At 41.7% G+C, this 15,431-nt stretch carries 17 protein-coding genes and 1 other RNA gene; 10 read left to right on the top strand and 8 right to left on the bottom strand.

What is annotated here, in order from left to right; genetic code table 11:
- Positions 1-274: 274 nt before the first annotated feature.
- Positions 275-1,207: a Fic family protein gene (locus KKB09_00350; protein ID MBU4299647.1), complete on the bottom strand. Its 933-nt coding sequence runs from the start codon at positions 1,205-1,207 to the stop codon at positions 275-277.
- Between the two features lie 197 nt (positions 1,208-1,404).
- Between KKB09_00350 and KKB09_00345 the strand changes: the two genes are divergently transcribed.
- The 4 genes from KKB09_00345 to KKB09_00330 all read left to right on the top strand — a co-directional run bounded on the left by KKB09_00345 (position 1,405) and on the right by KKB09_00330 (position 5,652).
- Positions 1,405-1,968, top strand: a complete 564-nt coding sequence (locus KKB09_00345; protein MBU4299646.1) for a hypothetical protein — start codon at positions 1,405-1,407, stop codon at positions 1,966-1,968.
- A gap of 5 nt (positions 1,969-1,973) precedes the next feature.
- Positions 1,974-2,171, top strand: coding sequence for a hypothetical protein (locus KKB09_00340; GenBank protein ID MBU4299645.1), 198 nt, complete (start codon positions 1,974-1,976; stop codon positions 2,169-2,171).
- Between the two features lie 380 nt (positions 2,172-2,551).
- Positions 2,552-4,783, top strand: coding sequence for a DUF87 domain-containing protein (locus tag KKB09_00335; protein ID MBU4299644.1), 2,232 nt, complete (start codon positions 2,552-2,554; stop codon positions 4,781-4,783).
- Positions 4,784-5,355: 572 nt separating this feature from the next.
- Complete coding sequence (locus tag KKB09_00330) at positions 5,356-5,652, top strand: PadR family transcriptional regulator (GenBank protein ID MBU4299643.1); 297 nt, start codon at positions 5,356-5,358, stop codon at positions 5,650-5,652.
- 9 nt (positions 5,653-5,661) lie between these two features.
- On the opposite strand, the gene KKB09_00325 is transcribed toward KKB09_00330, so the two are convergent.
- Positions 5,662-7,911 (bottom strand): hypothetical protein, encoded by a 2,250-nt coding sequence (locus KKB09_00325; protein ID MBU4299642.1) that lies wholly within the window; start codon positions 7,909-7,911, stop codon positions 5,662-5,664.
- A 353-nt stretch (positions 7,912-8,264) separates the two neighbouring features.
- Between KKB09_00325 and KKB09_00320 the strand changes: the two genes are divergently transcribed.
- The 3 genes from KKB09_00320 (at position 8,265) to KKB09_00310 (ending at position 9,826) form a co-directional block, all read left to right on the top strand.
- The gene (locus KKB09_00320) at positions 8,265-8,831 is read left to right on the top strand and encodes a hypothetical protein (GenBank protein ID MBU4299641.1); all 567 of its coding nucleotides are present in this window, start codon (positions 8,265-8,267) and stop codon (positions 8,829-8,831) included.
- Between the two features lie 241 nt (positions 8,832-9,072).
- On the top strand, positions 9,073-9,555 hold the full coding sequence (locus tag KKB09_00315; protein MBU4299640.1) for a hypothetical protein: 483 nt from the start codon (positions 9,073-9,075) through the stop codon (positions 9,553-9,555).
- A gap of 10 nt (positions 9,556-9,565) precedes the next feature.
- Positions 9,566-9,826 (top strand): PspC domain-containing protein, encoded by a 261-nt coding sequence (locus KKB09_00310; protein MBU4299639.1) that lies wholly within the window; start codon positions 9,566-9,568, stop codon positions 9,824-9,826.
- A 74-nt stretch (positions 9,827-9,900) separates the two neighbouring features.
- On the opposite strand, the gene KKB09_00305 is transcribed toward KKB09_00310, so the two are convergent.
- A complete protein-coding gene (locus KKB09_00305) occupies positions 9,901-10,059 on the bottom strand; it encodes a hypothetical protein (GenBank protein ID MBU4299638.1) in 159 nt (52 codons plus the stop codon).
- Between the two features lie 416 nt (positions 10,060-10,475).
- On the opposite strand from KKB09_00305, the gene KKB09_00300 reads away from it, so the two are divergent.
- Positions 10,476-10,871 carry a hypothetical protein gene (locus tag KKB09_00300; protein MBU4299637.1) on the top strand — a complete coding sequence of 132 codons (396 nt, stop codon included), beginning with the start codon at positions 10,476-10,478 and terminating at the stop codon, positions 10,869-10,871.
- 34 nt (positions 10,872-10,905) lie between these two features.
- Here the strand turns inward: KKB09_00300 and rnpB are convergent.
- Positions 10,906-11,339: RNase P RNA component (gene rnpB / locus KKB09_00295), an RNA gene on the bottom strand.
- Positions 11,340-11,563: 224 nt separating this feature from the next.
- On the opposite strand from rnpB, the gene KKB09_00290 reads away from it, so the two are divergent.
- Positions 11,564-12,379 carry a methyltransferase domain-containing protein gene (locus KKB09_00290; GenBank protein MBU4299636.1) on the top strand — a complete coding sequence of 272 codons (816 nt, stop codon included), beginning with the start codon at positions 11,564-11,566 and terminating at the stop codon, positions 12,377-12,379.
- Here the strand turns inward: KKB09_00290 and rdgB are convergent.
- The 3 genes from rdgB to KKB09_00275 form a co-directional block, all read right to left on the bottom strand.
- Positions 12,342-12,917 carry an RdgB/HAM1 family non-canonical purine NTP pyrophosphatase gene (gene rdgB / locus KKB09_00285; GenBank protein MBU4299635.1) on the bottom strand — a complete coding sequence of 192 codons (576 nt, stop codon included), beginning with the start codon at positions 12,915-12,917 and terminating at the stop codon, positions 12,342-12,344. The genes KKB09_00290 and rdgB overlap by 38 nt on opposite strands.
- A gap of 32 nt (positions 12,918-12,949) precedes the next feature.
- Positions 12,950-13,432, bottom strand: coding sequence for a hypothetical protein (locus tag KKB09_00280; protein ID MBU4299634.1), 483 nt, complete (start codon positions 13,430-13,432; stop codon positions 12,950-12,952).
- Between the two features lie 121 nt (positions 13,433-13,553).
- The gene (locus KKB09_00275) at positions 13,554-14,084 is read right to left on the bottom strand and encodes a hypothetical protein (GenBank protein ID MBU4299633.1); all 531 of its coding nucleotides are present in this window, start codon (positions 14,082-14,084) and stop codon (positions 13,554-13,556) included.
- A gap of 324 nt (positions 14,085-14,408) precedes the next feature.
- Between KKB09_00275 and KKB09_00270 the strand changes: the two genes are divergently transcribed.
- A complete protein-coding gene (locus KKB09_00270) occupies positions 14,409-15,152 on the top strand; it encodes a ZIP family metal transporter (protein ID MBU4299632.1) in 744 nt (247 codons plus the stop codon).
- Between the two features lie 38 nt (positions 15,153-15,190).
- On the opposite strand, the gene KKB09_00265 is transcribed toward KKB09_00270, so the two are convergent.
- Positions 15,191-15,415, bottom strand: a complete 225-nt coding sequence (locus tag KKB09_00265; GenBank protein ID MBU4299631.1) for a 4Fe-4S binding protein — start codon at positions 15,413-15,415, stop codon at positions 15,191-15,193.
- Positions 15,416-15,431 lie beyond the last annotated feature (16 nt).

Below are 15,431 nucleotides of genomic sequence, written 5' to 3'. Positions count from 1 at the left end.
TGATGAACCAAGGGTTTGACTTGAACGAGTTTGTCGGTTAACATCAGGAATTAAAAGATATAAGGGCTGACGCCCTTATAATTATGCAAGAGGTCTAATGTTTGAGTTCTTAATTTTTCCAATGAAAATATTGGAACAATAGACCTTCGTAAGTTTTGATTTTCTCCCCCCTTTTTTTCGCTAATATATCATTAAAAGACATATTGCGCGCCTTTTGCGGATTTTGTCGCGATTAAGAATCATTTCGCCTTCTCAACTTCAGCAAGAACGCGCGTTATTTTTTCATTTTCTCGATGTATTTTTTCAGTTCGTCCTTAGAAATAACCCAATTTCTCGAGATTTTTATTGCGCCGAGTTTTCCGGTTCGCGCAAGAAGGCTCAGATATTCTGCGCTGTAAGGCGTTCCTTTTGCAGCTTCACTGAGCGGAATGAGCGCTTTTTCTTCACCTGATTTTGATGGTTCCAGAGCCTCTAAATACAAGTCAAGCGAGCGCTCGACAGATTGCGCCATCATATTTACAAATGGCATTAAATCGCCAGAATCCGCTTTTTTTAATCTGTCGCAGTATTTTTTCCTTTCAGCATTAAGAACTACTGCAGGCGGAAAACCGTTTTTCATTAATATCAGGTTCATCAGAAGTCTTGATGTTCTTCCATTTCCGTCGATAAAGGGATGTATTCGAACCAGTTTATAATGCGCTAAAGCAGCAACTTCTACAGTAGGTGATTTTTCATTTTTTAGCCAATTAATCAATTCGGACATGAGTGCAGGAATTTTTAGCGGGTCCGGCGGAGTGAATATTGCTTCAAGGATTCTGACGCGCACGCTGCGATAAATTCCTGCTTCAGAATCGTCTATTTCTTTCAATATTAAAGCATGCAGTTTTTTAATCAAGTCTTCAGTTATCGATTCTTTGTTTCCGGCAATGCTCTCAAGATGTGCTATTGCATTCTTATGATTTATTGCTTCAAAGTGCTCTCTTAAAGATTTGCCTTTTATGGTTAGTCCTCTTTCAAGAACAAGTTTTGTTTCGTTTAGCGTCAGCGTATTGCCTTCTATTGCATTTGAATTATAAGTCCATTCTACAACGAAACGTTCTTTTAGTTTTTCAAGTGCGGATTTTGAAAGAGGTCGTATATTGTCTAAACGGCGCTTCTTTTCTTCAATGCGCAGGAATATTAAATTATCGCGCAGTTCGTTTTGCATAAAATTCCTTCAATATCGGATAGTATATTTATTTTGTTATCCGATATTTATAAGCTTTCAAATTCAATATATCATTAAAAGATATTTATCAAACCTTTAAATACACCTTTCACGAATATATCTGTAAACACGGTTGTAATTGACGTTTGTCTTAAGTCCTATTGCTGCGTCTTTCGTAATTCAAAAATGTGATGCTTATGGTTCGCCCTCCAAAAGAAGTTGCTGATCTGACAAAGCGCTACATCAAGCCGCAGGACGACTATCGTGAACTTGAAGAGCCCGAGCCGCAGCAGTTTCTTGAAAAAGAGGAGCCCTATCTTGAAAAGGAGCCAAAAGAGAAGATAATCAAGGTGCGCGAAAGAGAAACAATGCCTCGTGCAGAAGACGAGGAAATAAAGTCGCTTCAGCGCATCAGCCCGATAATAATCGGAAATCTGTTTGACCGCGTGCGTTTCTTGGGCGAGCGAATCGCAGAATTGAAAACGGCTGTTGATGATAGAAAGCGCGTCAATCGCGAGATAATTGCCGAAGTGAATGAGGATATTGTGCAGAGAAAGGAGTTCATGCGCACGCTTTCGGAACTATCAGACAAGCGCGATTTTATGCTGGATATATCTCTTCTCGCACGAGAAAAACGCAAGGAAAACGTGCAATTCTGGCGCGACCTGCTTGAGATAACGACTGAACTGCGCGAGCTAGAGGAGCGGCATGAGATGGAGAGCAAGATTGCGGGAATTTTTGAAAGTATTGGGGTAAAGTGATGTTTATGGTTATAAGCGCAAAATATTCAAGATATCGAAGCCTTCCTTACTGTATATATTGCGACATAAAAGAGGATGTAGAAAAGGCCGTGCGCAAGCTCATAAATCGGCTAAAAGGAAAGAAGGAGGAAAAGCCTCCAAAGAAGAAAAACGATGGCTATCGCCGATGGGCAAGAACAGAGTGGGGCGGGGGAGAAGTTTGAACTATTCCTTATTTAATTCGCTATAGGCTTTTGAGCTTATCTGTTTTAAACAACGCAAAGATTTAAAATGTTTAAATACATTCGCTACGCTCTTGGCTTTAAAACTTCGCATTTGCGTTGGCGAAGTTTTAAATACTTCTATCCACAATATGTCTTAAGTCCTACTGTTATGTCTTTTGTAATATTGTGATTTTAACCCAATGCAGAGGTAAATGGTTAAAAATCCGTTCGCTCTCGGCTTTTTGAACGAATGTTCAAAAGCTTCGAATTCGCTGTCAGCGAACGAGATGATTTTTATCCAAATAAAATCCTTTCACTTCGTTCAAGGCTTTCAAACCCAATGAATATTGTGAATGGCTAAAAATGGAGAATGATAAAAAATGGCTGATTTTGTCCGCATCGAAATTGCAAACGAGATAAAAAAGCTCGTTCCTGTTCTTGGTAAAGATAACGCGCTCAAAATTGAGCAGGCGTATCTTTTGGGCGATGAAGAGACAAAAAAGCGCGTAATAGAAATGCTTGATGCGGTCAAAGCAGCAGCGTTTGCCGACGAAAGCTTAAAAGACAGCGTGCTGATTGAGGCGCCGTCGCGCGAAACAGCAGCAAAGGGCGATGTTTTTATAGGCACTGCGCTTTACGGAAAGCGGGCTCTTTATCCTTTTAATCTTGACAGCAGTATGTTCTTGACTCATATAGGTATTTTCGGCTCCTCGGGATATGGAAAAACTAATGTGGTTCACAGCCTTGTCAATCAGCTTTCGGAAAAAAGTGTGCCTGTTCTGATATTTGATTTCTCAAAAAGAAATTACCGCGATTTGATAAATATTCCGGAATTAAAGGACCGTGTCCAGATTTTCACTGTCGGAAGAAATCTTTCGCCTTTCAAGTTCAATCCGCTGCGCCCGCCGGCAGGCGTTGAAGTTTCGCAGTGGATAAAGGAGTTTGCAGAGATTTTTGACCATGCTTACTGGCTTTTGGGCGGCGGGAGGCACATCATATTAAAGGCTCTTGATACGGTTTTTAAGAACCCAAAATCATTTTCGATTGCAAATCGAAAAGCCGAGAGCGGAGCGAACGGATTTGATTTTCCGCAATTGCGCGGCGTAAAATATCTGCTTGACGAGCTTGAAAGCGATAAAAACTCGGCAAGAGAGCGGAATTGGATCGTGACTGCACAGAGGCCGCTTGAATCGCTTTGTTTCCGTGAAACGGGCGAGATTTTTGACACAAACGAAGGTGTTCTTCCATCGAGTTTTTTCGAAGGCAATAAAATTACTATTCTTGAGCTTGATTCTCTTGCAACGAACGACAAAACCTTTTTCATTGAAATCCTGCTGCAGTGGATCCGTGATTGGCTGATTGTAAGAAACACAAAGGAGCAGCTGCAGGGCGTGATTGTTTTGGAGGAGGCACACCATGTCCTGAATCGCGAGAAGTCGAAAAAGATGGGTACTGAAAGCGTTATTGACCTTGTTTTCCGCGAGGTAAGAGAGCTCGGAATGGGCATAATTTATGTTGACCAGCACCCGTCCCTTATTAGCTATCCTGCTCTTGGAAATACCAGCACTCATATTTACATGAACCTCGGGCTTGACACGCAGTATTCTTCAGACATTCAGGACGCATGCAGCATGCTTGGCCTCGATTACCGGACAGAGGGCACTTATCTGCGCCAGCTTCCTGTGGGCGACGGCTTTTTGCTTGCGCGCCGCCTTAGTTTTCCGCATCCATTCCTTATACGATTCCCGCATGCGAAAGTGAATAAAGGCACAATTACCGATGAAATGGTTGCGCAAATTGCGCCGGAGCTTCCTGAAGAAACTGTGATTGAGCCGCCGCTGTCTGAGGCCTCGCGCATAAGGGACCATATGAAAAGAAAAAAGCATCATCATGAAAAGCCGAAGCATGCCGAAACAGAGCCTGTTGAAATTATGGAAGAAAAAGAGGATGTTTCTTCACCGACTGCGCCGCAAATTCCGCGCGAGCAGTTGGAAATACGCGAACCGCAAGTGCAAAAGGATGCCGGGAAAATCGATTTGCCTGACGCATGCCTTAAGATTATGCGCGTTCTTGGCAGATTCGATGCATCCGCAACATCAGAGATTTACGGCGGAATTTCGATGTCGGGCAGCACATTCAAGAAGAATGCGAACCGCTTGGTATCTGACGGATATCTTGGATTCCGCAGCGCAAAAGTGTACCGCCAAAATTCTATTTTCTACTTTTTGACAAACAAAGGTGCTGCAGCATTTTCAAGGACTTTCGGGATGCCGCGTGAGGAAATCAACGCCGCGGAATTTGCCGTTGCAGCAGAAAAGCTTTTCAGGAGTGAAGGATGGGCAGTTAATCGGGCTGACAGTGTTTGGATTCTTTCAAAAAAAGACAGGCAGCTGAAAGCCGTTCTTGCGTCAAGCCTTGAGCGCGCCATGCTTGAGGGTAATGTGGCGAACGAGGGCGCATATTTTGTTGCAGCAAATGTGAGAGTTAAAAACGCGCTTATGCAGATGGCGGCAAAAAGGATTAGCGAAACAAACAGGCCGTTTGTGCTTTCTATTGCGGATTTTGAATCTTTGCACAAGGGCGAGAAGTTCAAAAAAATCGGGTTTGAGTAGCGACGTTGTGGCGCAATAGTGATAAAAACATTTTTATACTCCGGATGCCATAATATCAACTGTATTGGGTAGAACGCAATATTTGCCGAATTATTCGGTAATTTATTCATGTTTCAAAACACTTTTTTAAAAATAATGTCATTCAATTATTTTAATTGAACGCTTTGATGCTTGTCTTCACAAAAGACAGCAAGACATTGAGGATATTGTTATTCTTGTAAATTTCTTGTAATGCGCTTGCTCCGGCGTTTACATCCGAGAGTCGATGTGTCGGCATTGGCTCTCACGCGATTATTTTCAATCATCAAAACGCTTTTTGCGTTATGATGGGGCAACGATCTTTTTTAAAACCCCCACACTCCCGCTCAGTCTTCGCGGGTTGTCGTTGCCTGCTTACTAAGTAAGCTTCCCGCGGAGACACTATATTTATGTCCGCTTGCCGGTTCTTCCCATGCTCTTGGGTAGGTCTTACAGGCAGGCGGCTTATACTAGTATTTACTTTTTTATATTATGAGTCATTAAAAGATATATAATGCAATAACATATTTAAATCTTTGCAACCAAGATAATTTATGAAACGCGAAGAATCATTTATCACAAATCTCACAAAGCTTTATGTACTGTTTATTTTATCAAAAGGCCCTGCTCATGGCTATGACATAATGAAGGAGTTCAAAGCAGCAACAGGAAAGGTTCTCAGCCCCGGCCAGATATATCCGCTTCTTTCTGCAATGCAGAGAAAAGGATTTGTCGAGATGGCAACAAAAGTCGAGGGCAAGAGGCAGAGAAAAATATATGCTTTGAATGATAAAGGAAAAGAATTTGCAGGAAATTTGCGCGCAAAGATTGTAAGAGTTCTGGGGCTTTAACGCGCTATTTTAATATTTGTACTTCTCCTCCTCCCACTCTTTCGCCTTTCCTTTTTCATGCGCAGCCTTAGAAAAAACTCCGTGGTCGACTTCAGGCACCATTATCATGCCTTTTAGTGGGTCTAAGCCGTGGTTTCTTATTGCAACGTGCTGTGCAGCCCATAAAGTGTCGTCAATGCCATAGAATTCCTGCGGAAGGTCTTTCGGGCCCGTGCCTTTAGCAAGTTCAATAACCATATTTCTGAAAGCTATTGCGCTTTGGTCAATGCCAAATCCTCCCATTTCCCAGATGAAATATGCGTTCTTCATGCCTTTTTTTCGCAGATCAAAAAGCCATTCGTATATGACAAACATATCGTGCGACATGAGCGGTATGGGGGCGTGAGCTCCAATTATTGGTCTTGGAGCATTGATATGCATCATTTTGATGTATTTCGCATCGCCTTCTTTAAGGCTTTTTATATCATCCGTAACTCTCACAAAGTTTACTGTAAGATGCTCAAAGTCCATTGTATATCCGGTGATTTCGCCTTTGTCAAGATGCTTGACCAATGTAACATGGTCGTGCGCAGACATAATCCTTAGTTCTCCTTCCTGGCCTTCAGGCGGCATTGAGGTTTCGATGAAAATCATCATTTTTGCATCTTTTGTGTATTTGTAAACTGATTCGTCTTTTAGGTGCTTGAATTCAGGGAATTCAGCGGCCATGCCCAAGATATCGCCGCTGACATACAAATGCCCTTCAATATACTTGCAGGCGACTGCGGTGATCATCTTTTCAACAAGTTCATCGACAGTAGTTTTCTTTTTTTCGCTGTGGGATTTTTTTTCTTCAAAATGCTTTTTTTCACCGGTTATGTCAAATTCCTTGAAAATATCTTTGTTGTATTGTGATCTTCCTAAATCCGCACATTTTATTATGCTATCCGGATCGTAATCGCCTACGATGTCCATCCAAATAGGATCCTTTATCCAGTACATATATTTTGCTACAGCCCTGTATGCAACCTGTTCTTCACATTCAGAACCCTTTGTTGTCCAAAAATCGAATACTTTGTCAAAATCCGTACGCTGTACATAATGTATTACTTCTTGATAGGTCTGATGCTTTTTGTATCTTGGCGAGAGTTTTCCTAAAGTTTCGTCTGGGCGCACACCTTCATTTACCCATTGCGCCATTAGTTCTTCTTTTTCACGTTCTTGCTGGTAACCGAATGACAAATCTTTTTCATGCACTGCACGTTGTATTTCTCTGATTATTGGAATAGTTCCCTGAATCTGATCAAGAGCACTATTATATTCTCTATCGGTTCTTAGCTGCTGATCGATTACCTGCTCTAATTGGGCACCTGAGAACTGATTAGAATATAGCCTACGGTAATACTCTCTTCGGCTATTAATGATTGATTGCGCATTTTCTGCGTTTTCACTATATTTTTCAAGCATTTTGTTCTTCACAGTACTGAACCAAATTTTGTCGCGTAATATGCCCAGTTCTTTTCCAGCTTCTTCTGCACCTTTTCTAAAATCTTCATGCCTCTCAAGGAAAGTCAGCATCCCTACATCTCCTGCAAGCCCCATAACATGGAAAAGTACCTTTGTAAATCTCGCCTTGAACCATTGCTGCATGCTTTTTCCAGAAGGTAATTTTATATTGTTTCCGGTTTTTGGGTCCGTGAAATTGCCTTTGTCAACTTCACTCATCCACTGCCCGAGATTCATTCCGCTGAATGAATTCTGCTGCACACTATGTTCCTGATGCCCTACAGTAAACGTAACATGCGGCCTTATTCTTGATGATGTGTGGAATAGGAAGAATTTTGCGCCGATTACTTCTCTTGCCGAATATGCACCTTTGCGCAGAATTTCATGCATCTCTTTCCATTCGAATGCATTCGCTATGCAGAGATCCACTTTTACAGGAAGGTGAAGGCCGACCTCCATGTTCTGCACTTCCTTGACGTGTTTTATCAGCTTGTCGACATACGGTTCATACATTTCAGAAAGCGCTTCGTAATCGATTTCGGTGAAGTCGAAGCCAAGGCGCGCGGCTTTCACTATCTTTCTTGCCAAGCCCATGTTTATCAGGCGTTCTTCACCCTGTCCCATTTGCGAGAATCCCGGGCTTACTCCAAGAATATATCCGACAGGATGGTTTGTAGGATCCCATCTGCTACTTCCACCCTCTATTTCCGCCAATAAAGGATCCCATTTGCCAGCGGGTTTATTCGCGCCATGATTGCCGGAATGTTCGGACATAGTATACTATTGGTGAAGGTTGTATAAAAAAACGTTTGTGAAACATAGCTTTAAATAATTAGTCTTTAATAGTAATGACGATTCATCGCAGTTATGCTTTCACAAAATTCACTTTTTAAAACGAGGTATGCACTATCTTGTTTTTCGCTTTCGCGGTTTTTTTTGAGCCGTCTGAATCATTTTTGAATAAAGAATGAGGAAGGCGCGCAAGAGAAATCATGCCTTGCGGCAAGCTTTTCAGCCTTCGGCTGAAAAAGACAAAACAGATAGCATTGGCTTTGTTTTTATAAAATTAGGTGTCTTGCGTGAAATGAATTCTGAAAAGATAAAAATAAGGAAGGAGATGAAACATCTTGAAGAAAGAAATAGGTATGATATTGTTTGTGTTGCTTTTTGCAACATTTTTTCTGGTGGGGCTAAAAACACCTGTTGAAACGAACGTCTCGTCGCTAACGGTTACACCAACCGCGACACCAATCGCGATGTCGCCAAAGGTGGTAACATCAATCCCGAAACCAATTGGTTGGGGGCTCGAAACATGCGGCGTTTGGGCTCGCAATCCATCCAGCGATTTTGCAAGGATGGATTTATGGTTTGCGGGTACGAAGCTGTACCGCTTAGACCTTAACCCCAATGAAAAGAGAAGCGCAAGCTTCAATGAAATATTTGGGGGCAAAAAGGTTGATGGAGAACTTCTTGTAAAAGCCAACTTGCAAGAAGTCGCTCGTAAACTGGTGCAGTTTGACTGTACTAGCCACAGCGAGCGGTCTGTTGTGGCGCAGCAGCAGACAACAACAACAACACCAACGCCAACCCCCACAGGAACTCCGCCGAACCCAGTTCCTGAATTCCCAAATTTGGGGTTCGTGATACTCGGAATATTTAGTTTAGTTTTTCTTTTTCAGCGAAAGAAGAACTAATATTTTTTTTCTTTTCCAAATAGGTCATTAAAGGATATGTTATTCTCGCGAATCATTATATACTCGAAATTCCAATAATATCATTGGTGATATTATCGGAATTCTAGGTAAGCTAAAATCCAGTTTCGGTGGTGGTGGGGACAAAAACGATATTGATTCTAAAATCGATTCTGCTTTTTCGCGGCCTTCTGCATTTGGAAAGTCCTTTCAATCGCCTCAAGTAGGCATAGCCGGTTCATCTGTGTCTGAGCGCGTCCTTGCCGGACAGGAAAAATTCGGCAATCAGTTCAATCAAAGGCATGTTACTCAGGCACCCGCGCCTTCAACAGCCCAGTTTGGACGCACTGATGAATTCGGAAGATTTGGAGATCCCGACACAGAATTTAATGCAAACCCCCTTGATTTTAATGACGATCTCGATCGCATGGAACCTCCAAGACCGCCACCTCCATTGCAGGTAAGACAAGATGCTTTTGGACAGCAAGAAACTAGTTCAAATATGCCACCCCCATCTCAAGCGAGCAGCTTTCAGAATATGAATACGCCTGTCGGGTTTCCTGATTTAAATAGCAATATTCCTGAAAGAGCTGTTGATTCTGCAATAAATTCTAGCCGAGAATTGACATATACAGAGAAGCGGCTTTTTGACGAGATAGAGGATATACGTGCACAGAATAACGAAATTCTAAGAAGAATACAAAGGATGGAATCGAAATTACGATGAGGATGTCTTTATGAAAAAAACAGACCGGAAAGCAAGCAAAGGAACTGCAGCAAATGAAGGGCAAAAACCAATCAAAAGGTTATACCGTTCAGGAAAAGAGAAGATTCTTGGCGGCGTGTGCGGAGGGATTGCAGAATACTTGAATGTTGATCCCGTTATAATTCGGCTGATATGGGCGGTTTCAATATTGGTTTACGGCAGCGGTTTTTTGCTTTACATAATTGCGTGGATAATAATTCCGCGAAATCCTGAGCATAAATGGGGGGATTGAGGTTATTTATTTTTTAATGTGGCGCTTGTTTTGAAGATATGTGTCTATTAATGATATATTAAGGAAGAAAAAAATTAGCGACGGCGCAGCAAAAAAATAACTGCTGCCAAAACAATGCCGCCAAAAACATAGGGTATGTACTCCTCGGCAAATTCGCCTCCTCCAAAGTTTGTCAGGCTCCAGAAGAAAAGAAAAATGCCGAGAATTAGAACCAATAATGATTTTATGTTCACCTTTTCCTCCTTCCCCAGCGCTTTTTTCACCCAAAGTTTGGGTAAAAATTGAAAAAAGCTAACAAGCGGCTGAGGAGCCGCCGTGTTTATGTGTTATTCTTTCACTCCCTCAAAACCGCAAGCCAGACACGGCAGAATGCGCGCCTATTTTCAAATATTTTCAGAACTAGTGCGAGCGTCTTCAATGTCTTACAAGACGTGACGCCTAGCATATGCATAATTTGATTAAAAATCAGCATACGGCTTTGGATTAATGAGAGTTTGGAAAAAATGAATGTTTGTAATAATACATTGTTAGTACTATAACAAAGTACTACTATGCACCCAATAGTATTTAAATCTTTGGGTTGTTTATTACTCTATAGAAGTTATTACCTATTCAGTTAATAATCCAAAACTCACATTTGGCGTTTGATATGGATGAAAACTCAGATTTTTTGGAAAACTCCGTTAGAAAGTATCGCTATCAGACTCGCGATGGCGAACTGACGATTAAATTATTTTTCGACGGGCCTGCGATATATGTAATATCAGGGTGTTTTAAGCAAACGAATGCTTCAAAAACATCTGAATTCCGTTATCTTGGCGCGATTCCAAATGTTTTGCATCTTGGGACTCCGCTCAATCCCTTTTTATTTGTGTGCGATTTAGAAAGGCTTTTTGAACAGGATCCTTCAAAATACGGCTCTATTGGAGCTAAGGAGCGCACGTATTTGGATGAAGTTCTTGAAAACGGCAAGATGTTCAATCCGGATAATCGTTTGTTTTTAGAATGTTATAATGAAGTTAAGCCAAAAGAAAAAAAGCCTTAAGACATTTGTCTTTGCGGCCTAAGAAATAAATGATTGGTGTGGAGAGTAAGCCCCCTTTTGTTCAATCCGTCTTTACATCCGGCGCAATTGCCGGTGCTGATAGATTTTATCGCATTAGACTCCCTCATTTTCAACCATGGGTTGAAAAGCTTGAAACACTCACTTTCGCAAGGTTTCAAGACTTTCTGAGGACGCGAATTGCTTCGCGCGCGTCGTTCGACTTGCACGCATGGACGTTACGTTTCATCAGAATGGCAGAAACGTCATAAACATTCATCCTTAACTGCCTTCTGTATCGTTTCTAATACGTTGCCGCGCCTCCCGGCGCCCTAGTTTTCTGGGATTAAATGCATCTCTGCATCCGTGGGGGGACTTTCCTCAATCTTTGATATGAATAATCGCTAACATGCGCTATGAACGCATGCATGCGACAAGACACACAAAAACCATAGCAATCCTTCCACACCACGCCCTTATTGTTTCTTCAAGTATTTAAATGTTTTTTTTCTCAATGCGTTCATTTATCTTCTTCTAAGTCGTTGCTGTCTTTCATGTCTTTTGATGTCTTTAGTATGTCTTTACTGGCTCTAAAGACGCAAGACATTTTTTAAAGGCTGATTTGAGCGTTATTTTGTATTTATTGTTTTGTCTGCAAATATAATTCAGAATAAAAATATTCGAAAAGGCATTTTATGGCATCAATAAAAAAGAGTTACAATAAATTTGCCGGTCAGTATGACATTCATCCATATTGCAGACAAGATTCGCTTGGTTCAGCAATAGAATTTGCTTCGCAAAAGTATCTTTTTAGAAAATATGAGATATATTTGAAGGGGAATTGTGTGCTTGACATTGGTACTGGCACTGTCAGAGTGGCTGAAGCATTCAAAAGAACATGGAAAGCGAAAGTTTTTGCATCTGATATTTCAAAAGGAATGATAAAGTTTGCAAAAATACGCCTGAAAGAGAGAGTTATTGCAGAATATGCCTTGTATTTGTGCTGGAAGAGCAATGTTTTTGATCTTGTGAATTCAAGTTGGGCTATAAACCACATAGAAAACTACAAAAAAGCGATTGTTGAGATGGCGCGCGTGACACGTAGTGGCGGATATGTCATGATAACTGTTGTCAATCCACCTAAAGAGTCGGATTGCAAGAAAGATAAAAGAGGCAATTTGCGCTATAACGTAAGTCTTTTCAACGATTCCCGCGGAAAGCCTGTGTTTTTGGAGCTTTACCGGCGCTCAAAAGAGGATTATTTGCGCGCAATCCAAGCCGCAGGCCTGAAAGTGCTTGAAGTTTCAGACAAAACGCTTGATGAGCTACAAAAGTTGGGCGCGATTGAGGAGAAAGACGCGGGAACGTTTGATAAACGCGCTAGGAAGGTCATGAAATCCTTGGGCGATTGTGAGGATTTCAAGCTTTCGAACCCAAAGCTGAATAGTGGTGGGTTCGAAATGAGGATTAACCTTACAATTCTTGCGAGAAAGCCCGCGGATTCTCCTTAATCCATTTAATTAGCTTCTCAATCGCCTGCTGCCGATGCGAGTGAATATTCTTTATATCGGGCGCTTCGCCCCATGTTTTTGTGCTGCCGTCAGGTATGAATATAGGATCATAACCAAAACCTTTTATACCCTGCTCTTCATTTGCGATGATGCCGTGTTCTTCGCCCTCAAATATCATAATCTCTTTGCCTGGAATTGCGAGCGCAACCGCGCACCTGAAAGCGGCGGTTCTTTCTTTTTTGCCTTCCAGAAGCTTTAATATGCCCGGATAGCCGATTTTTTTGAACACCCAGTTTGAATTTGTGCCGGGAAAGCCGTTCAGGCAGTCAATAAAGAGACCCGAATCGTCGACAATAAAGGGTACATTTATCGTTTTTTGAGCGTCTTTTGCCTTCTCCTTTGCGATTTCTGCCAATGATTCGCTTCGGGGCTCGACTAAGTCAAGGTGTTTGTGTATGAGGGTGATGCCGGAGTTTTTAAGAAATTGCGCAATTTCATCTAATTTGCCTTTATTTCCAGTCACGAATAGAATTTCCATGCGCTATATTGTTATTCAGAATGTTTTATAGCTTAGTCCTTTCCGCCACCGCCAATGAAAGCGGCTGCGCCAAGAAGGGCGATTAGAATAAGGACTGTTGCTACAGTATCACCGTCTATTGATGTCTTGAATAGTTCCTCAAACGCGCCGGAAGCAATGAATACCATTAGAATTATTATTGCAATGCCTATGCTTAGTGCTGTTTTGTTCGAGCCAAGAGCCTCTTCCGGCTTTATTCCGAACATTGCAAGAGAGATTATCAATATCAAAAATACCGCAATTACCCCTCCGAATATGCCGAAAAATTGGGTATAAAACATTCCGCGTGCTATGTATGCGATGAAAAATGCCGCGACTATTGAGATTACGCCGTTTACTGCAGGGTCTTCGCTTATTGTTTTTTTGTTTTGCAGAAGCCCGAAAATTATTGCAAGAAACATGAGCCATGGAAGCACGAAGTCGTAGAATCCAAGGTTTGTGAGGTTTGCCAGCATTTTTGAAAAAATATTAGCCATAGTTATCTTATCCCACTTAAGCATTTATTTGTTGATTTATTGTGAATGAAGAAATATAAATATCTAAAAAAGTTTAAAGGAGCGGATTTTACTCCGCTCCGAATGAATTTGTTAGTTTAATTTATTTGTCTTTCTTACCTTCGCCAGCAGCTGCAGGAGCGCCTTCATCAGCGTACCAAATTGCGAGCAGCACAAAGACAAGTATAAATATTATTGTCCACGTGTCGCTGTCAAGACCTGGAAGGTCAACTGAGACATCTGTTCCTGTTGCTGCGCCAAATGCAAGAACTGCAAGAGCAATAACTACAAGACCGATGAGGGGTTTTACCCAGGCACTGGTTTCGTAGTCTTTTACCTTATATCCAAGCGCACCGCCAAGCAGCACTATTACTAATAGTACTGCGATAGTCATTGCACCTACACCAAAGAGTGTGGTGAAGTACGTTGCAAGCGAGACGCCTGCCGGAGTGAATGCAGTTATAAAAAATGCGATCACAGCAGAGATTATTGCGTTAATTCTTTTACTGCCGAAGATATTAGTCACGTTCAGTACGCCGAGAATTACGGCGAAGAACAACAGCCAGGGAAGGACAAAACTATAGAAGCCCAGGCCGGCAAGTTTACCAACAATTCCTGTAAAGTTTATAGCCATTTTTAACACCTAAATTTTTAATTTACCCTGTTTAAAAGCCTCGTTTTCTCGAAGCTGATGAGCAGGATTTTTATTACTTCCTTTTTATTTGTCACTACGAGTATATAAGCTTGTTCTCTTGGTGTTGTTTATATATTCCTCTTGAGTTGCACTGGCTTATGCAACTGTTGAGTTGCTCATTTAATGTAATGACTACTCTTAAATGGTTACTGGAGTATTTAAAGCTTTGCTTTAAAGCTTCGAGTGCCAACGAGATGATTTAAAGCTTGCATGCCTTGATATGTCTTCATAGATCCCTATAAACGTTTTGTGCACTGATTTAAGATGGATGCATGGGCATATTCGTTGGGAAGCGTTATTCTTGTGAGCCTGCTATCGTTTATAGGGCTTTTTACGTTTCCGATGAAAGAGCGGACTCTTGAAAAAGTGCTGCTTTTTCTTGTTAGTTTCTCGGCCGGAGCTTTGTTTGGCGATGCGTTTTTACATCTATTGCCTGAAGCCGTCGAGGCGCAGGGTTTTAGCATGTCGGTTTCCATCAGTCTTCTTGGCGGAATAGTAGTGTTCTTTATTTTTGAGAAATTTATCCACTGGAGGCACTGCCATATTCCGGCGTCGGAGCATCATCATCATCCCGTCGCATTCATGAACCTGATCGGAGATGGCGTACATAACTTTATCGACGGGCTTGTTATTGGCGCAAGTTATCTGGCGTCAATTCCTGTTGGCATTGCTACAACGCTTGCAGTTATTTTGCATGAAATCCCCCAGGAAATAGGTGATTTTGGTGTCCTTCTTCACGCAGGATATTCTAAGAAAAAGGCGCTCTTCTTCAACTTTATGTCTGCGCTTGCCTCTATTCTTGGCGTTGCGGTTGTTTTGGCATTCGGTACAAAAGGGGCAGATCTTTCAATATATTTAGTGCCTTTTGCAGCAGGCGGGTTTATCTACATCGCAGGTTTTGACCTGATACCCGAGCTTCATAAGGAGACAAATCCTGCAAAATCAGCGGTTCATCTTATTGCCTTTATTGCCGGAATTACAGTGATGATATTACTTTTTGAACGTTGATTTGGGCAAGAAACTGTTGGGATCTGTTAAGTACGCATTCAAATTTTTATCGCGCTTGCAGGGCACATTTCGGCGCAAATTCCGCATTTTGAATCATTTGCAATACTTTTTGGATTCAAAAGCTTGCCGTCTGAGCGGTATGATTTTTTGCATTTCTTATTGTCAAATTTCGGGCCTTCGGGCGCATCAGAAATCGCATCATTCGGGCACGCACCGACACATGCAAAGCATTTCATACAAAGATTCATATCAACAGTTGGCATAGAATATCCCCTAAAA

The sequence above is a fragment of the Nanoarchaeota archaeon genome (genome assembly GCA_018897155.1).
Classification (GTDB): domain Archaea; phylum EX4484-52; class EX4484-52; order EX4484-52; family LFW-46; genus LFW-46.
This window is presented reverse-complemented; position numbering and strand designations above follow the sequence as displayed.